Origin of the sequence: Microlunatus ginsengisoli (assembly GCF_039537205.1) — a bacterium.
Classification (GTDB): Bacteria; Actinomycetota; Actinomycetes; order Propionibacteriales; family Propionibacteriaceae; genus Microlunatus; species Microlunatus ginsengisoli.
The window spans coordinates 1-22089 of record NZ_BAABAB010000027.1 but is presented as its reverse complement, the minus strand read 5'-3'; the positions used below and the strand labels follow the sequence as shown (position 1 = coordinate 22089).

The window sequence follows — 22089 nt, the reverse complement described above, 5'->3', positions numbered from 1 at the left end:
GGAAGACCGGCGCGCCTACCCGATGCTCGTTCATGAGGGAACCCTGCCACGGCCTACCCGGAGACGCCGGAGGAGGCCGCCTTCGTGGCCGGCGCCCGCTTGGCCGGGGCCTTCTTCGCCGCGCCGCCCGACCGGGAGGCCGCCGCGCTCGTCTTCGCCGGGGCCTTCTTGGCCGGCGCCTTCTTCGCGGGCGCCTTCTTGGCCGTCCGCTTCGGGGCCGGGCCCTTGGCCCGCTTCTCGGCCAGCAGCTCGGCGCCGCGCTCCGGCGTGATCGTCTCCACGTCGTCGCCGCGGCGCAGGGTGGCGTTGGTCTCGCCGTCGGTCACGTACGCACCGAACCGGCCGTCCTTGATCACCATCGGCTTGCCCGAGACCGGGTCGGGGCCGAGTTCCTTCAGCGGCGGCTTGGCCGCGGCCCGGCCACGCTGCTTCGGCTGGGCATAGATCGCAGTCGCCTCGTCCAGGGTGATCGCGAAGATCTGCTCCTCGCTCTCCAGCGACCGAGAATCCGTACCCTTCTTCAGATACGGGCCGTACCGGCCGTTCTGCGCAGTGATCTCGGTGCCGTCCTCGGCCACCCCGACCACGCGCGGCAGGCTCATCAGCTGCAGCGCCTGCTCCAGGCTGACGGTCTCCACGCTCATCGAGGCGAACAGCGAGCCGGTCCGCGGCTTCGCGCTCTTCGGCGCATCCTCGGGCAGGACCTCGGTGACGTACGGCCCGAACCGGCCGTTCCGGGCCACCACGGTCAGCCCGTTCTCCGGATCGACGCCGAGCTCCCGCTCGTCGCCCATCGGCTTGCTGAGCAGCTCGCGGGCGAGGTCGACGGTGAGCTCGTCCGGTGGCAGATCCTCCGCGACGTTGGCCCGCCGGCCCTCGGTGTCCTCGACGTAGGTGCCGTATCGACCGACCCGGACGTCGATCCCGGAGTCGACGTCGCCGATGCCGAACGTCGACAGCTTGCGCGCGTCGATCTCGCCGAGCTCGGACACCAACCGCTGCAGGCCCTCCCGGTCACCGCCCTCGGGGCTGCCGAAATAGAAGTCGGTCAGCACCGCGAGCCGCGCCGCCCGGCCGTCGGCGATCTCGTCCAGCACGTCCTCCATCTCGGCGGTGAACGCGTAGTCCACCAGCTTGGGGAAGTGCTCCTCCAGCAGCCGGGTGACGGCGAAAGCCAGCCAGGTCGGAACCAGTGCGGATCCCTTCTTGAACACGTAGTCCCGGCTGGTGATGGTCCGGATGATCGTCGCGTACGTCGACGGCCGGCCGATGGTCAGCTCCTCCAGCTTCGCCACCAGGCTCGGCTCGGTGTAGCGGGCCGGCGGCCGGGTCTCGTGGCCGAGCGCGCGAACCCGTTCCGCGAGCAGCGACTGCCCCTTGCTCAGCTCGGGAAGCCTGGTCTGGGAGTCGTCCGACTGACCCTCGCTGCTCTCGTCGACGGCCTCGACGTAGGCCTTCAGGAAGCCGTAGAACGTGATCGTCCGGCCGGACGCGACGAACGTGCACCGCTGCTCCCCGGCTGGGCTGGCGATGATCTTGACGGTGATCGTCTGCCCGGTCGCGTCCTTCATCTGGGAGGCCAGGGTGCGCTGCCAGATCAGCTCGTACAGCCGGAACTGGTCGCCGGTCAGCCCGGTCTGGGCCGGGGTCTGGAACTCCTCTCCGGCCGGCCGGATCGCCTCGTGCGCCTCCTGCGCGTTCTTCACCTTGCTGGCATAGACCCGCGGCGCGTCCGGCAGGTAGTTGGCGCCGTACAGCTGGCGGACCTGTGCCCGAGCGGCCCGGATCGCGGTATCGGAGAGCGCCACCGAGTCGGTTCGCATGTAGGTGATGAAGCCCGCCTCGTAGAGGTCCTGGGCCACCGACATCGTCCGCTGCGCGGTGTAGCCGAGCTTGCGCCCGGCCTCCTGCTGGAGCGTGGTGGTACGGAAGGGCGCGTACGGCCGGCGGGTGTAGGGCTTGGACTCGATGCTGTCCACGGTGTAGCCGGCGCTGCGCAGCTTCTCCGCCAGCGCCTCGGCCTGCGGCTCGTCGAGGGTGATCAGCTTCTCGCTGCCCTTGACGACGAGCTGACCGCGGGAATCGAAGTCGCGACCCTGGGCGACGCGTTGATCGCCGACGTGGGTGAGCCGCGCCGGGAACAGCGGCGGCTCGGCCCCCTCGCCCGCGTCGAGGGTCGCGTCGATGTCCCAGTACGACGCGGCCCGGAACGCGATCCGCTCCCGCTCGCGATCCACGATCAACCGGGTCGCCACCGACTGCACCCGGCCGGCCGACAGCCGCGGCATGACCTTCTTCCACAGCACCGGGGAGACCTCGTAGCCGTACAGCCGGTCGAGGATGCGCCGGGTCTCCTGGGCGTCGACCAGGTCCTCGTCGAGGTCGCGCGGGTTGGCAACCGCCTCCGCGATCGCGTGCGGGGTGATCTCGTGGAAGACCATCCGCTTGGCCGGCACCTTCGGCTTCAGCTCCTGCAGCAGGTGCCAGGCGATCGCCTCGCCCTCCCGGTCACCGTCGGTGGCCAGCAGCAGCTCGTCGGCCCCGGCCAGGGCGTCGCGCAGGGACCGCAGGGTGGCGCGCTTGTCCGGGTTGACGACGTACAGCGCCTCGAAGCCGTTGTCGACGTTCACCCCGGTGCGGGCCCACTTCTCACCCTTGTACTTCGCCGGCACCTCCGCGGCACCCGTCGGCAGGTCGCGGACGTGTCCACGGCTGGACTCGACGATGTATCCGTCGCCCAGAAAGCTGGCGATCTTCGTCGCCTTGGTCGGCGACTCGACGATCACCAGCCGCCTGCCACCTGTCTTCGCTGCCACGGTTCCCTCTTGTATCCGGTCTGCCCGTTGTATCCGGTCTGGCTGTGCCCCTGCTGTGTGTTGCTTCTGCGTGGACGCCACCCTGCCCGCCCCTCGGCGGCGCTGAGTCTACGTCCGGCGGCCCACCATACGGCCGACGCTCGTGAAATCTGAACCGCCCGTGACGGGTGGTCAGCGCGCTTCGGTCAGGAAGCCGTCCCTCAGCAACCGGCGGATCCGCGGCACCAGATCGGCCCGCAGCGCCGCGGCGTCGACGTCCAGCAGCCCGGCCACCGAGTCGATCAGCAGCCCGAGCGGCAGCTCGCCGTCGCAGGCGCCGACCACCCCGCCGAGGGCCGTATCCACCTCCGCGCCGCGCCGCATCCCGCGCTGCTGGCGCAGCACCAGGTGCTCCGGGTCGGCCGCCCCGGGTGGGCCGACGCTCTCCGCGACCACGTCGTCGGCGACGACCCAGCGCCTGCTCAGCAGCTCCTGCTCGCCCAGCCGGCGATCGAGCTCGACCGAGGACAGCGCCGCGGTCAGCGCCGGCGCGATCGGCTGCTCGATCGCGTACGGCCAGTGCTCGATCCGGATCGACGGCTCGCTCGTCCCCGACTTCCGGATCGTGATCCAGCCGAGGCCCACCGCCTCGATCCCCAACGACTGGAAGTAGTCCATCCATTCCGCGTACCGGCGCCGATAGCCCGGAGCACCGGCCAGCCCCGCGTCGGCCAGCCAGATCTCGGCGTACTCGCACGGGTCCAGCAGTTCGCGCTGCACGACCTGCGCGTCGCAGCCGGCCGGCACCCACCCGGCCAGCCGTTCCTGCCAGTCGGTTCCGGCCAGGCGCGCCCAGTTGCCGAGCACGCTCAACGTGCCCCCCGGGTTGAGGTGGTCCGGACCGCGCCGGACGATCCGCTCGACCAGCCCGTCACCGGCGAGGTTTCCCTCGCGATAGGTCAGCCGCGGACCGGTCGACGGCGGGGCGATGACGTACGGCGGGTTGGTGCTGATCAGGTCGAAGCCGTCTTCGGCGACGGGGGCGAACAGGTCGCCTTGGCGGAGCTCGACGGTGTCCACCCCGTTCAGCCACAGCGTGACCTCGGCCAGCTCGATCGCTCGCGGGTTCAGGTCGGTGGCCACGATCCGGTCGGCGTGCCGGGCCAGGTGCAGGCTCTGCACACCGCAGCCCGCACCCAGGTCGAGCGCGGAGCCGACCGGAGCCCGCGGGGTGAGCTGCGCGAGCGAGGTCGAGGCCGCGGAGACCCCGAGCACCAGGTCCGGCCTGGTCGGCGTGACCACGCCGTCCAGCCCCGGCGTCAGGTCGGCACAGATATAACAGGTGCGATCGTCGGCGCTGTACGGCCGTACGTCCACCAGGGCTCGGACGCGGTCGTGGTCGACCGCGAGGATCCCGGCCCGAACGAGCGTCGTGCGCAGCTGCGGCAGCGCGGCGTCCAGCGCGGCCGCGGCGATCGGCTGCTGCAGCAGCCACAGCCGGATCAGGTCGGACAGCGGATCGTCGCGACCGTCGAGGGCCCTGGTCGCCGGCGTGGTCTGGTTGCGGCCGAGCGCGCGATGGGCCGGATCGCCGATGGCGGCTACGACGGCGTCGACGGTGTAGTCCAGCTCCGCCAGCCGGGCGGCGAGCAGCTGGCACTGGTCCGAAGTGAGCACGTCTCATCCTTACCAGTCGTGCGCGGCCCGAGCACAAGAGTTTAGGTTAGGCTGCCCTCATTCGGCACTGAGAGGACGCCACTGATGAACGCCACCATGCTCGACCGCCGACGCTTCCTGCTCGGGCTGGGCGCGGCCGCGCTGACCCTGGCCGGCTGCAATGCCAGCGCGGGTAGCGGCGATCCGGCCTCGTCCGCGAGCAGCGCCGCGGCGGGGTTCGCCTGGACCGACGCCCGCGGCACCGCGATCGACCTGCCCGCCGTACCGAAGACCATCGTGGCGCAGAGCAGCGCCGCGGCCGCCCTGTGGGACTTCGGCATCGAGGTGGCCGGCGCCTACGGCGAGCTGGCCACCGACGCGAACGGCAAGCTGAACTACCAGGCCGGCAATCTCGATCTGTCCCGGCTCACCGTGCTCGGCAAGACCTACGGCGAATTCGACTTGGAGAAGTTCGCGGCGATGAACCCCGAGCTGCTGGTCGACCTCAGCTTCGACAACAAGACGCTGTGGTACGTCCCCGAGAAGAGCCTGGCGCAGGTGGAGAAGATCAGCCCGACGCTCGGCATGACGATGCTGGACCTCAATCTGCTCGAGATCATCCAGGAGTTCTCCAAGCTCGCCGGCGGCCTCGGCGCGGACCAGAGCGCGGCGGCCGTGACGGACGCAAAGGCGGCGTTCGAGGCGTCGGTCCAGCAGGTGAAGGACGCGGTCGCCGCCAACCCGGGCATCACCGCGCTCGGCATCAGCCGAACCGCGGACAAGGCCTGGATCGCGAACGCGAAGCAGCATCCGGACTTTGCCTATCTGCAGACCCTCGGGGTGAAGTTCGTGCCGGCCGGCGGCAAGGAGACCGACTACTTCACCGAAATCAGTTACGAGGAGCTGGACAGGTACTCCGGCGACGTGATCTTCGACGACGCTCGCAGCCCGGAAACCCAGCAGGCGTCCGACAGGGTCGCGGTCTGGTCGTCGCTGCCGGGGGTGAAGGCCGGCCAGGTCCACGACTGGAAGGCCGCCGCGCCGTACTCCTATCTCGCCAATGCGCCGATCTTCGCCGACTTCGCCGGCGCCCTCGCGAACGCGAAGAAGGTCGTCGACGCCGGCTGATCGGGCTGGCCCCGCGCGGGCCACGTGGCCGACTTCGCTCACCCAAGCGCGACTTCGCTCACCGTGCGAGGCGCGCGAAGTCGCGGTTCGACGCGCGAAGTCGTCGCGGGGGCCGGGCGGGAGCCCCGGGGGCCGGGCTCAGTGGCGGAGGACCTTCTCCATCGACTTTCCCTTGGCTAGCTCGTCGACGAGCTTGTCCAGGTAGCGGATCTTCTGCATCAACGGATCCTCGATGTTCTCCACCCGGATCCCGCAGACCACCCCGGTGATCGAGGACGCATTCGGATTCAAGGTGGCGGCGGCGAAGAAGTCCTCGAACGTCGTGCCCTCGGCGAGGTGAGTCTCGAGCTCGTTCTCATCGAACCCGGTCAGCCAGCAGATCACCTCGTCCAGCTCGGCCTGCGAACGTCCCTTCCGCTCCACTTTGGTCACGTAGTGCGGATAGACCGAGGCGACGCTGGTGGTGAAGATCCGGCTCATCTTCGCCAGGGTAGTCAGCTCCCGGCCGCGTCGGCGCGATCCCAACTCCGTCGCGATCAGCCGGCTCGATGTCGCGGATCGACCTCGCGCGGTGGGATGGTCCTGTAGAAAACGCTCTCTCGCGCGGGCGAGGTCGATCAGCGACACACAGCTGCCGCGTCGGCCCCGATCCAGGGTCATAACCTCCGGTAGGCATGAAAAAGGCCCGCCGTCGACATTGACGGATCGGGCCTCGGTTCAGATTCGTGATCGGGTCAGCCGACCGGCGGCCAGCCCTGCACCGAGTGGCTTCGGTCCACGGCGGACGGATCGTTCATCGCGATCCGCGTCCAGTCGTTCAGCCGGTGCATCATCTTTCGGATCTTCTTCATGAGCGTCACCTCCTCTCGCTCTCACCTTCTATGTTCCTCCTTCTGACAACGATGTCAACATTCGTGGCATGGGTCACATCGGACGCTCGGAAGCCGGCCGCGGGCGGCGCTCCGGCAGGCCGGGCGCTGCCCGATCGGGCAGCCGACTCGGCCCGATCGGTCGGCCGTCCGGACCTGTTCGGCGGCGCGGAACTCCGCCCAGGATCGACTCGGAGCATCGCGGACCGATCGTGGGGGTGATGGCGTGTACGACCGTGCGGAGGTCGAGCCGATCGGCTCCGGCGGTCCTCGGTCAGAGCGCGCCGGACAGCTCGTCGGCGCCCAATCACGTCTCGCACCGACCGCACCGATTGCCGGAGCCGACGTTGCGCCACTCGGTCTGCTGCAGTTGCAGCGGGCGGCCGGCAATGCCGCGGTCGGCAGCCTGCTGTCGTCACGCCCGGCGGCGAACCGCACCCCCGGCGCCGCCGACCGATCAGCGCGCCGGCTACCGGCGCCGACCACTGCGTCGAGCCGATCGGGGGCCGCCGAACCGAGCGTCCAGCGCTGTGGCGGCGAGGTCCACGAGGGCTGCGGCTGCGCCGCCGAATCGGAAGAGATGCAGCCGGCGCCGGTGCAACGCTGCGGCGGCGAGGTGCACGAGGGCTGCAGTTGTGTCAACGAGGAGGCGCCACCGGTGGGCGACGGAACCGGACCGGTCACCCGCCCCGCCCGCGAGCCCAGCGGCGACGAGACGACGCCGAGCGAGGGGCACGCCGTGCAGCGTTTCACCGATGGCACGCCCGACGCGCCGTCGCCGGAGCTTCCGGACGGGTCGCCGTACGCGTCGCTGGACTCCGAACTGCTGGCCATGCTCGGCCGTACGCTGACCGCGAAGTCCTTCTGGCGTTGGCGAAACGATCGCCCGACCAACCTCGGCGCCGCGCTGGACGGCCTCGGCGCGGCCGACCTCAACACCCTGGTCCAGCTGAAGCGGCGCTGCGACGCGTTCGGCTTGTGGCACAACATCACGACCATGACGAACCTGTGGACGACATCCTCGCTCGGCATCGACTTCACCGGTGGCGGCGGCATGCAGAGCGACGTCGCGGGTGCGGAGAAGTTCTGCCGCGATACCGCGGTCGGCGAGAGCTACCACCCCGGCAAGGCATGTTGGCGGGAGATGGTCGAGCCAGGGACTCCGGGGCTCCACGTGTGTCTGCCGGACTCGATCCACATCGATCCGCACCAGACCGTCGACGGCAAGGGCTGGTCGTGGTCGTGGGGGTCCAGCGGGCCGGCGTTCGGCACGGCGTGCACGTACAGCTTCCTGGCGTTCCTCGGCCACATGATGGATGTCGAAGGACACCGCCCGGTGAATCCGTTCACCCATCACGGCGAGATCAACAGCCGGATCGCCGGGCTGCTCCCCCAGCTGGAGCAGCGGGTCGCCGAGCACCCGGACATCAGCACCCAGCGCGACGACATCCGGGCCCTACAGACCGAGATGCAGGCGCTCGCCCCGATCCTGCGCCGCTGGTCGTTGCAGGGCAAGGAGGGCGGCGACGACGAGGAGGCGCGCTCGGTCCTCGGTCAGCTGAACGCGGCCGATGGCCGGCTCGGCCGCGCCGACGACGCGATCCGCGGCAGCAACGGACCGGATCCGACGGTGGTCTACAGCCCCTGAGCCGAGCCCGTGGGACTGCTCACAGACGCGGACCGAGGAGGCTGAGGTCGCCGGGCGACAGCCGGTCCGCGGCGCAGGCCAGGTGGTGCCAGAACGGATAGATCAGCCGCGGCTCGGTGGCGTCGTCCAGCGCGCCGATGTCCTCCGGCGTGAGCGCGAGGTCGAGCGCGGCCAGGTTGTCGGCCAGCTGGTCACGGGTACGCCCGGCGATCACCAGGCTGGTCACGTTCGGCTTCCCGAGCAGGTAGGCGATCGACACCTGCGCCGCGGAGACGCCGTGCCGGCCGGCCACGTCGAGGATCACGTCGACGACATCGAACAGGTGCTCCGGGTCGTGGATCGGCGGCTCGGTGTGCTCGTCCAGCTTGTCGTAGCGGACCGTGCCCTCGCTCTGGCCGCCGCGCCGGTATTTCCCGGTCAGCATCCCGCCGCCCAGCGGGCTCCAGATCAGGTTGCCCAAGCCCTCGTCGATGCTCATCGGAATCAGCTCGTATTCCGCGTCGCGGGACAGCAGCGAGTAGTGGATCTGCTGGCTGACGAACGCCGGCAGATGCTCCCGCTCGGCGACGCCGAGATACTTCATCACCTGCCAGGCCGCGAAGTTCGAGACGCCGACGTAGCGGACCTTGCCCTGCCGGACGAGCAGGTCGAGCGCCTCCAGCGTCTCCTCCGGCGGCGTGACCCCGTCCCGCTCGTGCAACTGGTAGAGGTCGATCCAGTCGGTGCCGAGCCGGCGCAGGCTTGCCTCGCAGCTGCGGACGATGTGGTGCCGCGACAGCCCGGCGTCGTTGGGCCCGTCGCTCATCGGGAAGCGGACCTTGGTCGCCAGCAGCACGTCGTCGCGCTTGTTCCCGATGGCCTGGCCGAGGACCTCCTCCGAACCCCCGCGGGAGTACATGTCCGCGGTGTCGAACAGGTTCACCCCCGCGTCCAGGCACATCGCCACCTGCTCCTTCGCCCCGTCGAGATCGACGGTTCCGACGTGCTCGAACCCGCGACCGACGGTGCCGAACCCCATGGTTCCCAGCGTGAGCACGGAGACGTTCAGACCAGAGCCACCCAGGCGTCGATACTCCATGAGCGGCAACCTACGCGGCGGCGGCGCGGCCCTCGCGAGACCCCCTCCCGCGTTAGCACCTCTCGGGCCTTGCCCAGCCCCCTCCCCCTGGCCGCCAGCTCCCGCTGACGCCTGACTCCCGCTGACTGCTGACTCCGCAAATTCCCGCCGCGGCCGGAAAGCGGGGCCACTTCGCGGCCTTCGCGGCCCGAAATTCCCGCCGAGGCCGGAATCTCGCACTGGCCGGCCGGGCACTTGCGGCCCTGCAACGCAAAATCCCGGCCATGGCCGGAAAATCGGGGCAGATCGTGCTCCGAGCGGCCCGAAAACCCCGCCGCGGCGGGAATCTGGATTGGTGCCCGACGCGATCCGGGGCGGCGCAATCCGACCCCGCGGGATCCGGACCCGGCCGGAGCCGGACGTGTCAGACTCCGGCGGTCAGCCCCAGAGCCAGCCGCGGGTGAGCAGCAGGTTCACCCCCACCAGGGCGGCGAGCAGGACGTAACCCGACACCGGATGGTGCGGCAGGGCCGGCGGCCCGTCCGCGAGAAGCCGCTGCTTGTTGAACATCATCGACATCGGCGCGTACACCCCGACGGAGATCGTGCCGAAGATCACCGCGAAGACCGAGCCGGCCCCGACTGCGGGGCTGAGCAGGACATAGACCACTTCGAGCAGGACACAGATCACGGTGCCGTACAGCCACGGCCAGACGGCGATCGCGCGCTTGTCCGAGATCGACGAGCTCAGCTCCGACACCGGGTCGGAGAACAGCCGTGCCGTCAGGAACAGCCCGCCGATGCCGACCGCGGTCGCGACGACGTACGTCCAGCTCGGCACGCCCAGATCCCGAGTGCGACCGCGGTGTCGCCGGCCGGCACGAAGCCGGCGATGAAGAAGTAGCCGAAGCCCTCCTGCAGGCTCGCGAATACCGTCCACAGCCAGACCAGCCGCCAGTACGGCCGCGCGCGGAACGGGCGCACCAGCCGGTCGACCGCGTACAGCACGAAGCCGCTGACCAGGCTGAACAGTGGGCCGGTGATCGCCGTCCGGGCTTCGGCCGCCGGCGGCGGATCGGGCGTGTAGCCCACCGCGAACGGCAACTGCGTCGGGCGGAAGCCTTGTAGTCCGCCGGCGACCGCATGACTGCCCTCGTGCAGCAGAGTCATGATCGCCGCGCCGGTGACGAACGCGACCACGCCGCTGCGGACCAGCGTGGACCTGTCGGCGGCCGCCTGCGAGTCGGCGCGAACGGTCAGCCTCCGAGCATCATTCATGGCAGAAGTCTCGCAGAGCGTGAACTCACATGGCATAGTTCGACTGGATCAGGCGTCCGCGACCACGTCCGCGACATAACGCTCCGCAGCCAGTCCGACATATGTACGCACTGCCGCCAGCGCGGCGACCAGGCGATCGAACGGCCAGTCGGGCGGCAGCAGCTCCGCTGGCAGCTGGGGGATGCCGATGAAGAAGCGGTACGCCGGCATCGCCAGCTCGGTATACCGGCGCAGCGCGTCGGGACCTGATGGCGACGCGGGATCGTCATCGACCGCGGCATGCAGACGCCCGATCAGGGCCTCCGCGTTGACCGCGACCCGCGCCAGGTTCCAGGCCTGTAGGGCCGCGGTCCGGGCGTCGGCGGGCGCGAGCCGCAGCACGAGCGGGCAGATCGTGGCGCCGTCCGGTGTGTCGGCGACGATCTCGGCCAGCGCCGGCCAGCCGTCGGCGGTCGCGATCATCAATCCCGGCCGCAGCGGCGCGTAACCCGCCAGCCGGGCCGCGTGGCGCAGCCGGTCGCGGTGGGGGCGCTCGGTCTCGGGGATCGCGAACAGCAGGCCATGGAACTCCCCGGACCAGCTCGCCGCGGCATCGGGTTGGCCGAGCTCGGGGTGCCCGGTCGCACGCGCGCGCAGGAAGGCCGCTTCGACCAGGCCGGCCAGCTCGTAGTCCGTCCGGCGTCCGTGTCGAACACTTCGGAGAGCGCCGTCCTCCCGGAGCCGAGCCAAGGAGCTCCGGGCCGCGCTCTCGCTGATCCCGACATCGGTCAGCAGCCGCACCAGTGCGGTGCCGGGCAAGGACATACGGTCGGCGACGCCGAAGACGAAGGGAACGGCGGCAGCCGGCCGCGGCGATCGCTCGGTCTCGGCCACCCTCGCAATCTAGACCGCATGCGAGCCGCGGCGCGTCGTACAGCGGACCGACCGCTCATCCCGGGCACTCCGCGATCCCCACCGGCGGGCAGGCCACCCGGCGCGAGTGACGCCCCCGCCCACGCGACGAGCACCCCGACTACCCAGGAAAGTGGGCAGAAATGACAACCTGAAGCGTTTCGAAGTTGCCGCTTCTGCACACTTTTCCGGGCAGGTCGAAGAATGTGGCCCGCGGGTCGGCGAAACCTACCCGTCACCGACCATCCGTCCCACTGTCACCAATTTGCTCAGCGCGCCTCCGAAGTATCGGCCGGAGTCGTGAGCACACTATTCCCGGACTCCGGTCCGTCTCGGGGAGAGATCGACGCGCACCCCGGCGCGCCGATTCTGCGAGGAGACACGGTGTTGGGCGAAGGCGCCATTCCCCCGGCGACCTCGCGGCCAGTGGTCGGTAGAGGCCGTGAGGCGACAGCGGCCGCGCGCGCCCACCAGTCCCCGCACCCACTCTCGGTTGGGACCGCGCCGTGACCAGAGAGCAGCAGCTCAGCGCCGCCGAGGATCACGAACGGCGGGCGGCGCGGGTACGCGCCCGGTTCGGTCTCCAGGACGATCCACATCAAGATCGTGTTCGGGAGTGGCTGCACTCCTCGGGCGCGGTCCCTGCCGCCATCGCCGTGCTCGTCATCGTCGGGTACGTCGTGCTCGTTCTGATCAAGTCCCTGTTCGGCTCCTGACTTCCCCCACCCCGTAGGAGAAACAGATGACCCCGATGGCCGCGCAAGTGGACCTGTCCGGCGCCTGGTCCACCTTCTGGAATGCCGTCACCGCATCCACCGGCGCACAACTGACCAACGTGCTGAGCGTGCTCGGCGTGGCGATCCTGGTCTTCGCCTTCGCCGGCTACCTCTGGCAACGGGCCCGGAGCCAGGGCGGCGACGGCGGCAAGCTGATGTGGGCGGTCGCGATCGGCGCGACTCTGGCCGCGCCCGGCGTGATCTTCCCGCTGATGCTGACCCTGGTCGACGTAGTCGCCAACGCCGGCATCAGCGTCTACGAGGCCACGCAGTAGAACGGTCCGGCCGTGAACGATCAGCCGCTGTACGCGCTGACCGAGATGACCGGGCCGGAAGCGTCCTCGACCCGGACCGTGGTGGTCGGCGTGGCCGAGTTCCCCTGGCGGGTGCTCGTGATCGGCATCGTCGCGCTCGTGACCGGCCTGCTCCCGGCGATGGCGGTCTGGCTGCTGGCCGGCGTCTGGGCGGTCGCGTTCCTGATCGCCTGGATCGTCGCCGCAGTCTGGCTGTTCCACGGTCGGAGCCAGTCCGGATTGCGGATCCGCAACTATGCCGCGCTGCTGAACAAGCAGCGGGCGATCCTGAACGAGTTCATGCTCGGCCCGTCCGTCGTGCACGTGCCCCGGGACGACTGGCGGCTGATCGAGCCCGGCAACATCGCGCGCCGTCCGGCGCCGGAGGACCGGCCCGGCGACGCGGCAGCCGTTCTCCAGCAGGCCTTCGCCCAGGAGGTCTGAGCGAGGTGACGAAGGCGCTGGCCAGGCTGATCTGCGCGGCCGTGCTCGCCCTCGTTGCCGGACTCACCCTCGCCCCGCCGGCGTCGGCGGCACCGATCGATTCGGACCCGACCCAGGTCAGCTCGCTCTGCTCGACCGCGCGATCGTTCGACTACCAGTACCTGCCGGTCGAGCGATGGTCCGGCGCCACCCAGAAGATTCACGTCCGCTCCAACGGGGGGATCACCGACTTCGCCCCGGTCCAGCGACAGCTGCAGTCGGTGAACTTCGTGATCGGCGACTTCCTCTACGGCCTCACCACCAAGTTCGTCACCTGGTCCACCCAGTTCTGCCCGATCCAGGCGGTCGGCGGCGCGGTGGACAGCGCCGCGGCCCAGCTCGGACGAGCTCTGGTGAACTCGTCCCTGGTCGCCGGACTGCTCGTCTGCACCCTGATCGTCCTGCTCTTGCAGGGATTCCGGAACCGCGACTCGGCCTGGATGGGCCGGCTCGGCGTCAAGCTGCTGGTCGTCGCGCTGTTCGCGATCATGGTCGCGGGTTCGACCCAGTCCCGCGGCGGCGGCATCGCCGGCGACTTCACCACCCCCTACCAGCCCGGGCGCGGATCACCCGGCTGGTTCGCCACCACGATCGATCGCGCCGTCACCGAGCTCGCCGCCGCACCGGCGGCCGCCCTGTCGGCGCAGACCATCGTGGACACGGTCGGTTCCGGTGATCAACTGGACTGCGCGCCCTACCTCGGCGCGCTGCAGGAGGGCTACACCGAGCAAGCGGGTCGCGGCGGCGTGATCGACAGCGAGGCCGTGCCGGCACTGACCGTCTCGAACCTGTGGCAGATCTCCGGCTACAACGCCTGGTCCGTCGGCCAGTTCGGCAACAAGAACCTCAACGGTCACTCCCGCGTTGCCTGCCGGATGCTCGACCGCAACGCCGCCATCCCGGTCGACGTCGGCTCCTTCGTGATCGACGGTGCCGGCGCGGCCGACAACCGGTCCGGCGCATCCATCTCCAACGTGATGTCCCGGGTGCCGAATCCGGATGTCAGTCTGGCCACCGCCAAGAGCTGGATCAAACCGGACGCGCCCGCCTGGCGGCAGCTCTCCGGGGTCGAGGCGGACAAAGGCTGGATCGCCTGGGCCACCTGCGTTCCGCGCGACGGTCAGCTGGCCGACATCACCAGCAAGACCGGCTGGAAGGCGCCCATGGGCAACGCCTGGCTGATCGCCGACGACGCGGCCCGCGCGAACGCGGAGACCATCGACGGGTCACCGAAGCTGAACCAGGCCTGCTGGGCCTTCTTCAACGCCGACAGCGCTACCGTCGACCCGATCTTCGACTGGGGTGACGGCGACAAGCAGCTGCGCGAGCATGCCGATCAGATGCCGGCGTCGGTGTACGACTTCATCTCCGCACTCCACGGCACCAACCAGACCGCGGGCGGCATCGCCAGCATCGGGTACGTCGGCTCCGCGCTCGGCGTGGCCGTGATCTTCGGCGGCCTCGGGCTGGCGATCCTGGTGGTGAAGATCATCACCCTGGTGATGCTGTTCTCGGTCTTCTTCTGCATGGCCGTGGTGCTGCTGCCCAACGCCGACAACTCGAAGCTGATCCGGTTCACCAAGGAGTATTTCGGGCTGACCCTGTTCACCGCGTTCGCGGTGTTCGTGCTCGCCATGATCATCTTGTTCGTCAAGATCATCTGGCTGTTGCTCGGCGCGTTCACCGGCGGGCCGAACTCGCTGATGACCATGCTGCTCGGCGGCCTGGCGCCGGTGCTCGCCGCGATCGCCCTGCACCGCGCGTTCACCTCGATCGGGATGCCGTCGCCGATGACCGTCAACGGCGCCGTCGGCTGGGGCCAGGCCATGGCCGGCGGCGCGGCCCAGGGCGCGGTGGTCGCCGGCGCGGGCCGGATGTCGTTGGGAGCCAAGGGTCTCGCCGCCGTCGGCAGCCGCAAGCTCGGCGGCGCCGCGGTCGGCGGGGTCAAGTCGAAGCTCGGGCTGGGCAAGCCGAACGCGGCCACGACAGGGGCGGAGCAGAAGTCGGAGGTGACGAAGCCGGGTGCGGCCCGCTCGGAGCCCGCCGACGTACGTCCGCCGAGCCCGGAAGCGGTGCTGGCCGACCCGAACGCGACACCGGGGGCGAAGCGGGCCGCGCAACGGCAGCGGTCGGAGGACCAGGCCGCGTTGAAGGCCGAGCAGCGCGAGCTCCGCGCCGCGGCCGCGAGCCCCCCGCCCGCCGAGGGAATCCCGGAGCTGGCCGAGCGCCTCGCCGCCCGGCAGCCGGCGCCCCCGGCGACCAGCGAAAGCGAAGGTCGGACAACGGTCTCCGACCGCGCACTCGACCTGAGCAGGGCGGCGAAGGAGGCGGCAACCCATCCGGTCACGGCGACCCGCCAGGTCGCCCGCCGAGTGCCGCGCGCCGCGCTCGGCACCGCTGCCGTCGTCGGTGCGGCGACCGTTGCCGGCTTGCCGGGGGTCGCCGTGGTCGGCGGCGCGGTGGCGGCGAAGAAGACCGGCGCGGTCGTCCGGCGCAAGCTGCGCGAACGGTCCGAGGCCAACCAGCGGGCGCTGGACGCGTTCCGGGAAAGGTCCCAGGCCGCCGGTAGTCGGGCATCCGGTTCGGGCGACCGGGCCGGAGCCGGCAACGGGACCGACGACTGGGCCGAGGTCGTCGAGGACCGGGATCCGTTCCGCACACCGCCGCGGTCCCTGGGTGGGCAGGATCCCGGCGATGGCTGAGCCGGCGCGCGACGCCCGGCTGGGCTGCCTCTGGGGCCTCGCCGTGATCTTGTTCGTGCCGGCCGGCTTCGTCACCGCCGCGGTCTGGCCCGACATCACCGCCAACCAGTTCGTCGGCCGCACCCTGTTGATCGGGGCCGGCTGCGGACTGGCCGTCCTGCTCTTCGGCGGCGCCGTCACCGTCGCCCGCCACCGCCACTGATCGAAGCACCCCAACCAGCCCCGAAGCCCGAGAGGAGATGAGCGCCGTGGGCGAGCCCGACCGGCCGGCCGAGCCGAACCCGGCGGACCCCGACCGGGCCGACGCGGACACGCCGCTCTCCGGGCTCCGCCGGCAGGCGGGGGGCAGCCTGGCGACGGCCGCCGGGGTGGACGGGGCCGACATCCTGCTGTCCAGGCAGGGCACCTCGGACGGCTCGCTCGGCGGGGACACCCGGGAGCTGATCGAGCACACGGCCGCCGGGGCGCGGCTGGGCGCGAAGGTGGGCGCGGCGCCGGGCGCGGCGGTCGGCGCGGTGGCGGGGACCGCGGTCAGTGCGGTGAAGAACAAGCGGACGCGTCGCCGGCTGGTGGTGGTGCTGTCCGCGCCGACGGTAGCGGGTGTGCTGGCCTGGACCATGGTCATCGTCGCGCTCGGCTCGATGGTCGCCGACCATGATCAGAACCGGGACGGGATGTCGACCCAGGCGGCCCTGTCGGACGGTCTGACCGGCGAGCAGATCGGGATCTATCGAGCGGCGGCGGAGTCGTCGGGTGTGCCCTGGATGCTGCTGGCCGCGGTGGACCGGGCGGCCGGGCACTGGTCGGGACCCGGCGACCCGCCGTACGGTTTGGCCGATCGAGCCGCGGTCGACGACGACCTGGTCGGGCACGGGATCGACCGGCTGCGCGCTGCCCAGTTCGCCGACCGGGTAGCCGCCGGGTATGCGTACGGGCGGCTGTTCACGGCCCGGCTGGGCGAGGTCGACCGCGATCTGGACCCCGAGGACATCGATGCCGGGGCAGGCGTGGTGAGCGATCCCGGCGACGCGGACCGCCAGATCATCGCGGTGGACGGCGACGATGCGCACGCCACGGCGACGCACGACCAGGTTCGATCGGCCTTCGTCACGGCGCTCGCCGGGATGCCGTCGGTCACTGCCGGCGACGCGGCGACGATCTTCGACACCGCGTATCGATGGGCGATCGGTCAGGCGCAGGACTGTGGCAGCGACCCGTACGCGTCGATCGGCGGAGACCCGAGCGTGCCCCGGCCGACCGGCCGCGGGGCCCGGATCGACGTGTCGGTGGCGACCTGGAACACGCTGTTCACGAATCCGGCGGCGCGAGTGGTCGCCGGGATCGAGGCGATCGGCGCATCGGCGGACGTGATCGGGCTGCAGGAACTCAGCTCGTCGCAGAAGCGGCGTGCGGTCGCGGCCGGGCTCGGTCCGGAGTGGGCGATGTACGCCGGCGGTGATGGCAACAACACCACGCCGATCGTGTGGAAGCGGTCGGCGTTCGACTTGATCGCGTACGGCGCGGTGCAGGCGTCGGGGTTGGTCCGGATCGAACCGGGCGGGTCGGGAACGGCGCTGGGCCCGCGCTGGATCAGCTGGGTGCAGCTGCGGCAGAAGTCGACCGGCGGCTCGTTCGCGTTCGTCAACACCCACTTCATCCCGACCATCGACGCCGGCGGCCGGCCCGACGCATCGCGGCCCGAGCGGCTGGGGGTCTATGACGCGGAGATGACCGCGCTGCTGCGGGTGATCGACCGGCTGAAGGCCGCCGTTCCGGTGATCGGCACGATGGACGCCAACATCGACGCTCGCGGTGACGCCAGGAACCGGGATCCGCGCTGGCCGTACGTCCGGCTCGGCCAGCACGGCGTGTCCACCAGCTGGCGGGTGCTGGGCGCACCTGCATCCGGCGGCACCCACGACACCCGGCTGATCGACTATGTCTGGTCGACCAGCGCCACGATCATCCCGACCGGGCAACAGATCGGCGACAGCTACGGCTCCGACCACCGGTCGCTGCGGGTCTCGCTGAGCAGCGCCCCGGGCGGATCGGCCCCGGCGGGCGGTGATGAGGCGGCGACCGGGAACCAGGCGGCGATCGGCGTCGGTTCGCTGCCGGACCGGCTCACGGTGCCCGGCGGGCAGCCGGGGTCGACGCTGACCCTGACCGGAGAGCAGGTGAGCAACGCCTCGACCGTGATCGCGGAGGGCAAGGCCGCAGACGTACCGATGTTCGGCTGGGTGGTCGCCCTCGCCGCCGCGCTGCAGGAGTCCGGAGTCCGCAACCTCGGCTACGGCGACCGCGACTCCCAGGGCATGTTCCAACAGCGGCCGTCGTCGGGCTGGGGCACGCCCGCGCAGATCCGTGATCCGCACCTGGCGTCCCGCGCGTTCTACGGCGTCGCGGATCACACGGCGAACCCGGGGCTGACCGACATCGCCGGCTGGCAGAGCATGAGCGTCGCCGCCGCCGCGCAGGCGGTGCAGCGGTCGGCCTTCCCGGATGCGTACGCGAAGTGGGAGCCGGCGGCGCGGGCGATCGTGCAACGCCTGGCCGGCATCGCCGACCCCGCTGCGGCGGGCATCGGCCCGGCCTGCGCTCAGCCGGGCGGGTCGGCCGCCGAGCTCGGTGGGTGCCCCGCGACCGGGCTGCCGGTGGAGAACGGGCTGACCCCGGACGCGCTGCTGGTGCTGCGTTGCGTGCACCAGCAGTTCCCGCAGCTGTCCACCTTCTACGGCATCGGCAACCGGCCGGCGAACACCGACGACGACCACCAGACCGGCCGGGCCGTCGACCTGATGATCCCCGGCTGGGCGACGCCGGCCGGGTCGGCGCTGGGCTGGCAGGTGGCGTCCTGGGTCCGCGAGCACCAGTCCGAGCTGGGCGTGCACTACGTGATCTACGCGGCGAAGATCTGGAACGTCGACCGCGATGCGGAGGGCTGGCGGACGTACCGCAGCATCACCGGCAGCGACAACCCGACCTCGTTGCACTTCGACCATGTGCACGTCTCGGTGTTCGGTGACCGCGCCACCGGCGTGTCCGGCGGCGCGGCGAACCTGCCGGCGGGAGCCTGGACCATGCCGTTGCCGACGGGTTCCTACCGGGTGGGCTGTGGCTTCGGCTGCTACGCCGGCCACACCGGACAGGACTTCCCCGCGCCGGCCGGTACGCCGCTGCGCAGCAGCGACGACGGGATCGTGATCCGCTCCGAGGCGCTCCGTGACGGGGCGGGCAACTACCGCAGCTATGGCAACCTGATCGTGGTCGCGGTGGCGGGGTCGCCCGGGACGACCGTCTGGTACGGCCACCTGTCGCGGCGCGACGTGACCGTCGGCCAGCACGTCCGCGCCGGGCAACGGATCGGGGCCACCGGATTCACCGGCCACGTCATCCCGGCCGGGCCCGGCGGCGCCCATCTGCACTACGAGATCCGGGTCGGCGGCAGCCCGATCAACCCGCTGCCGTATCTCCGTCAACGCGGGGTGACCCCGTGAGCCGGCGGATGATCATCGCCGCCGTAGTGGCCGGTCTGGCGCTGACCGTCGGCATCCTCCGGACCGCCGACCACGACCGGCGTACGTCCGTGCCGGCCCCGACCGCACCGGTGGTCTCGGCCGTCCCGAGCGTCGCACCGGCGCCGAGCGCCGTCCCCGCCCCCTCCGGTCACGCCGCATCCGGCTCCGCCGAGCCGAGCGCGCCGAGCGAGCCGGTCGAGGAGGGCGCCGGCGCTGACGGGTCCGCGCGCGACGCGGGACCGGACTCGACCGGCCAGGATGCCGCGGACCGCCGGGCGTGGGAGCCGGTCGCGACCGGCTTCGGCCGCGCGTTCACCGCCGTTCGCAGCGGTGACGCCACTCCGGCATGGCAGGCGCGGCTGCGGCCGTACGTCACCGCTGCGGTCGACAAGCAGCTCGCCACGGTCGACGTCGGGAACGTGCCGCGAGGGCGTTTCGACGGCCTCGACGTGCTCGACGCCTCCGCCGAACAAGTCACCGTGCAGGCGACCTACGACCCCGGCTGGGCCCTCGTCCTCTATCTCGTCTCCGACGGACATCACGACTGGAAGGTCTATCGCTATGACCGACTCGAACAATGACCTGCTGACCGACGACCGCGAGCTCGCGGCGCCGCCGACCGCGCCGATCGGCCTGGTCGGCCTGCACGACCTGGCCGATCAGCTGGCCGCGGTCGGTTTCGACGTCGTCGCCGATCCCGATCTCAAGACCACCGCCCAGCTGCTCCAGTCGGCCGTCCGGATCTGGCGCGAGGAGGCCGGCGAGCACGAGCGAATGCCTGTGCTGCTGCTGAACTCACCGAGGGTCGCCGGGCTGGTGCCGCGGATCCAGCGGCACGTCGACCTGACCGTGCTCGGCACGTCGACCTCGCCCGTCGGTGAGGCGGAGGGCTATCGCGGCTACCAGCTGCCCGGGACGGTGCGCGACATCTTGAAGAACGCCGGCGTCGAGGGCTACGAAGCGGTGCCGGACGAGCTCGAGCTCGACGTGAACGGTGTCCTGCTCGATCCCGACCGGGGCTGGGACGACTGGGAACCGACTGCGGGCGGCGGGTCCGGCGACGGGCAGCTCGTGCTGGACGAGCTGCCGACCCCCCAAGATCTCGGCGACGCCGTGTTCGGGGTGAGCCGGTCGCACCAGCGTTCGGCGCAGCCGGGGTCAGCGGGACGGCTCGGCCGGGTCGGGCTCGCCCAGGTCGTGATCAGCCTGTCCGGCAGCGGCGGGGTCGGGAAGTCGACGTTCAGTCTCGCGGTCGCCGCCCGGGCCGCGGAGCGGGACAAGCGGGTGGTGCTGGTCGACGCCAACCTCGGTCAGGGCGACCTGGGCAGCTTTCTGCGGATCGGCGGCGCCGGGCTGCCGACGATGTTCGACGCGGTCCTCGAGTGCCGCAACCTCGCTGCCGGGATCATCACCCCGGCCCGGCTGGTCGACGTCCGCTCGGCCGGCCTGCGCAAGCCCGGCTTCGCGCTGCTCCAGGCGCCGTCGGCCGAGGAGCTGCGGACCGGCCGGGTGACCGCGGCCGCGGTGCACGACCTGGTCGAGGACGCCCGACGGATCGCCGACCTGGTGGTGGTGGACACCCAGATCGTGGAGACCGACGACCCGCGGCGGATGGTCGCCGACCTGATCTTGCCCCAGCTGGGCCGCGGCGCCTGGGCCGTCGCCCTGGCCGGGCTGTCCACCGCCGGGCTGACGAACCTGACCCGGCTGCTCACCGACCTGGAGTCGGAGGGCATCAACCCGGCGCACGTGTTCTCCCTGCTCGCCCGGATGCCTCTCGGCGCGGACGTCGACCACGACCGGCTGGTCCGCACGCTCCGGGAACGCTCGGTCAACCTGGGCACCGGCTACGTCGACGACGGCCTCCAGGCCGCGCTGAACCGGGGCGACACCCTGGCCGACCAGCCGGCCCTGGCGAACCTGGTCGACGTGCTGCTGAACCGGATGTTCGACCTGCCGGTGATCGCCTCCGCCTACCACCCGGGCGTGCTGGTCGAGCCGAAACGCTCGATCTGGAGTCGCTGGTTCGATCGGAGGCGGAGCGCCTGATGGCGACTCCGACGCTGATCAAGCCGCAGGGCCCGAAACACTCCGGCCGGAGCCGCGGGACCGGTCCCGACGACTGGTGGGACGTCCCCGAGGCCGTCCCGTCCCCGGACAGTACGACCGAACGACGCGGCCGCCGGTGGCGCCGGTTGATCACCGTGTACGTGTGGGCGGCGGTGATCTTGCTGCCGCTCGCGCTGCTGGCGGTGTTCGTGTTGGCGGGCAAGCAGCTGAGCAGCGGGGCGACGGCGCCGGACACCACGGTGTCAGGGACTCAGGAGGCGGCGCAGGCCCAGGTGCTGCTGGAGCGCTGGATCGCCCAGGACCCGTCGCCACTGCCGGGCGGCCGGGTGGTCACGCTGATCGACGCGACCAGCCAGACTCCAGCCCCGGCACACCCCGGGGAGGCGGTCGACTACCGGCTGGTGACGTACCGGTTCGTGGTGGCGGACGCCCATCAGGCGCTGTACACCACCGGGGTCCAGGTCGCGGTCACCGCGGACGGCCCGGTACTGCTGGCCCAGCCGGCGCTGCTGCCGGTGCCGGCGACCGGAACGAACGCCTTCGGCGGCCAGTGGCCCTGGCCCGGGGTCGAGGCCGGGACGCCGCAGGCGGCGTACCCAGCGGCGGTGAACGCGTGGCTGGCCGCGTACAGCTCCGGAGATCCGGCCGCGCTGAAGCAGGCGGTGGGCGATCCGGACGCAACACGGAGCTATCTTCCGCTGTCGGGGGTGACGCTGTCCGGCCCGACGATCGGTCCGGTCGGCTGGCTGTGGGGCAGCGGGCAGCAGCGCGGCACCGACGCACTGCCGCACCAGGCCCTACTGCGGGTCACCGTCGGTGCCATCTGGACCGGTCAGACGCCCGCGCCGGGGGGCACGGTGCCAACCCTGACGTACGACTTGCTGCTGGACAAGGCAGACACCGCGGCGCCGGTGGTGGTGGCGTGG

Annotated in this window: 18 protein-coding genes; 11 read left to right on the top strand and 7 right to left on the bottom strand. The window is 71.2% G+C overall.

Annotated features, from left to right (window positions below; all coding sequences use genetic code 11):
* Positions 1-53: 53 nt before the first annotated feature.
* Both topA and ABD747_RS18360 read right to left on the bottom strand, forming a co-directional pair.
* The gene (gene topA, locus ABD747_RS18365) at positions 54-2816 is read right to left on the bottom strand and encodes a type I DNA topoisomerase (protein WP_344807267.1); all 2763 of its coding nucleotides are present in this window, start codon (positions 2814-2816) and stop codon (positions 54-56) included.
* A 171-nt stretch (positions 2817-2987) separates the two neighbouring features.
* Positions 2988-4472: a DUF7059 domain-containing protein gene (locus tag ABD747_RS18360; RefSeq protein ID WP_425562558.1), complete on the bottom strand. Its 1485-nt coding sequence runs from the start codon at positions 4470-4472 to the stop codon at positions 2988-2990.
* An 84-nt stretch (positions 4473-4556) separates the two neighbouring features.
* Between ABD747_RS18360 and ABD747_RS18355 the strand changes: the two genes are divergently transcribed.
* Positions 4557-5579 (top strand): ABC transporter substrate-binding protein, encoded by a 1023-nt coding sequence (locus ABD747_RS18355; RefSeq protein WP_344807265.1) that lies wholly within the window; start codon positions 4557-4559, stop codon positions 5577-5579.
* A gap of 138 nt (positions 5580-5717) precedes the next feature.
* Here the strand turns inward: ABD747_RS18355 and ABD747_RS18350 are convergent, their stop codons facing one another.
* A complete protein-coding gene (locus ABD747_RS18350) occupies positions 5718-6059 on the bottom strand; it encodes a DUF2200 domain-containing protein (protein WP_344807263.1) in 342 nt (113 codons plus the stop codon).
* A gap of 615 nt (positions 6060-6674) precedes the next feature.
* On the opposite strand from ABD747_RS18350, the gene ABD747_RS18345 reads away from it, so the two are divergent.
* Positions 6675-8096: a hypothetical protein gene (locus ABD747_RS18345; RefSeq protein WP_344807261.1), complete on the top strand. Its 1422-nt coding sequence runs from the start codon at positions 6675-6677 to the stop codon at positions 8094-8096.
* Between the two features lie 19 nt (positions 8097-8115).
* Here ABD747_RS18345 and ABD747_RS18340 read toward each other — a convergent pair whose 3' ends face one another.
* The 4 genes from ABD747_RS18340 to ABD747_RS18325 all read right to left on the bottom strand — a co-directional run bounded on the left by ABD747_RS18340 (position 8116) and on the right by ABD747_RS18325 (position 11303).
* The gene (locus ABD747_RS18340; RefSeq protein WP_344807259.1) at positions 8116-9174 is read right to left on the bottom strand and encodes an aldo/keto reductase; all 1059 of its coding nucleotides are present in this window, start codon (positions 9172-9174) and stop codon (positions 8116-8118) included.
* Positions 9175-9591: 417 nt separating this feature from the next.
* Positions 9592-9993 carry a hypothetical protein gene (locus ABD747_RS18335; protein ID WP_344807257.1) on the bottom strand — a complete coding sequence of 134 codons (402 nt, stop codon included), beginning with the start codon at positions 9991-9993 and terminating at the stop codon, positions 9592-9594.
* Positions 9936-10430, bottom strand: a complete 495-nt coding sequence (locus ABD747_RS18330) for a zinc metalloprotease (RefSeq protein ID WP_344807255.1) — start codon at positions 10428-10430, stop codon at positions 9936-9938. The genes ABD747_RS18335 and ABD747_RS18330 overlap by 58 nt, the downstream gene beginning before the upstream one ends.
* Before the next feature lie 48 nt (positions 10431-10478).
* On the bottom strand, positions 10479-11303 hold the full coding sequence (locus ABD747_RS18325) for a hypothetical protein (RefSeq protein WP_344807253.1): 825 nt from the start codon (positions 11301-11303) through the stop codon (positions 10479-10481).
* Positions 11304-11827: 524 nt separating this feature from the next.
* Between ABD747_RS18325 and ABD747_RS18320 the strand changes: the two genes are divergently transcribed.
* The 9 genes from ABD747_RS18320 to ABD747_RS18280 all read left to right on the top strand — a co-directional run.
* Positions 11828-12037, top strand: coding sequence for a hypothetical protein (locus tag ABD747_RS18320; RefSeq protein ID WP_344807251.1), 210 nt, complete (start codon positions 11828-11830; stop codon positions 12035-12037).
* Positions 12038-12063: 26 nt separating this feature from the next.
* On the top strand, positions 12064-12372 hold the full coding sequence (locus ABD747_RS18315) for a hypothetical protein (RefSeq protein ID WP_344807249.1): 309 nt from the start codon (positions 12064-12066) through the stop codon (positions 12370-12372).
* A gap of 12 nt (positions 12373-12384) precedes the next feature.
* Positions 12385-12834 (top strand): hypothetical protein, encoded by a 450-nt coding sequence (locus tag ABD747_RS18310; RefSeq protein WP_344807247.1) that lies wholly within the window; start codon positions 12385-12387, stop codon positions 12832-12834.
* A gap of 5 nt (positions 12835-12839) precedes the next feature.
* Positions 12840-15575: a hypothetical protein gene (locus ABD747_RS18305; protein WP_344807245.1), complete on the top strand. Its 2736-nt coding sequence runs from the start codon at positions 12840-12842 to the stop codon at positions 15573-15575.
* Positions 15568-15777 carry a hypothetical protein gene (locus ABD747_RS18300; protein WP_344807243.1) on the top strand — a complete coding sequence of 70 codons (210 nt, stop codon included), beginning with the start codon at positions 15568-15570 and terminating at the stop codon, positions 15775-15777. Before ABD747_RS18305 ends, ABD747_RS18300 begins: the two co-directional genes overlap by 8 nt.
* 46 nt (positions 15778-15823) lie before the next feature.
* Complete coding sequence (locus ABD747_RS18295; RefSeq protein ID WP_344807241.1) at positions 15824-19072, top strand: peptidoglycan DD-metalloendopeptidase family protein; 3249 nt, start codon at positions 15824-15826, stop codon at positions 19070-19072.
* Positions 19069-19674 carry a hypothetical protein gene (locus tag ABD747_RS18290; RefSeq protein ID WP_344807239.1) on the top strand — a complete coding sequence of 202 codons (606 nt, stop codon included), beginning with the start codon at positions 19069-19071 and terminating at the stop codon, positions 19672-19674. The genes ABD747_RS18295 and ABD747_RS18290 overlap by 4 nt, the downstream gene beginning before the upstream one ends.
* Positions 19655-21142, top strand: coding sequence for a nucleotide-binding protein (locus ABD747_RS18285; protein WP_344807237.1), 1488 nt, complete (start codon positions 19655-19657; stop codon positions 21140-21142). Before ABD747_RS18290 ends, ABD747_RS18285 begins: the two co-directional genes overlap by 20 nt.
* Positions 21142-22089, top strand: a 948-nt coding sequence (locus ABD747_RS18280; RefSeq protein WP_344807235.1) for a hypothetical protein, incomplete at its 3' end; no start/stop codon positions are given. The genes ABD747_RS18285 and ABD747_RS18280, both read left to right, overlap by 1 nt.

Bases quoted from the DNA above. Each gene is read 5' to 3' on its own strand.
- ABD747_RS18355 (WP_344807265.1), top strand. From the start codon at position 4,557: ATGAACGCCACCATGCTCGACCGCCGACGCTTCCTGCTCGGGCTGGGC.
- ABD747_RS18350 (WP_344807263.1), bottom strand. From the start codon at position 6,059: ATGAGCCGGATCTTCACCACCAGCGTCGCCTCGGTCTATCCGCACTAC.
- ABD747_RS18340 (WP_344807259.1), bottom strand. From the start codon at position 9,174: ATGGAGTATCGACGCCTGGGTGGCTCTGGTCTGAACGTCTCCGTGCTC.
- ABD747_RS18330 (WP_344807255.1), bottom strand. From the start codon at position 10,430: ATGAATGATGCTCGGAGGCTGACCGTTCGCGCCGACTCGCAGGCGGCC.
- ABD747_RS18315 (WP_344807249.1), top strand. From the start codon at position 12,064: ATGACCCCGATGGCCGCGCAAGTGGACCTGTCCGGCGCCTGGTCCACC.
- ABD747_RS18300 (WP_344807243.1), top strand. From the start codon at position 15,568: ATGGCTGAGCCGGCGCGCGACGCCCGGCTGGGCTGCCTCTGGGGCCTC.
- ABD747_RS18285 (WP_344807237.1), top strand. From the start codon at position 19,655: ATGACCGACTCGAACAATGACCTGCTGACCGACGACCGCGAGCTCGCG.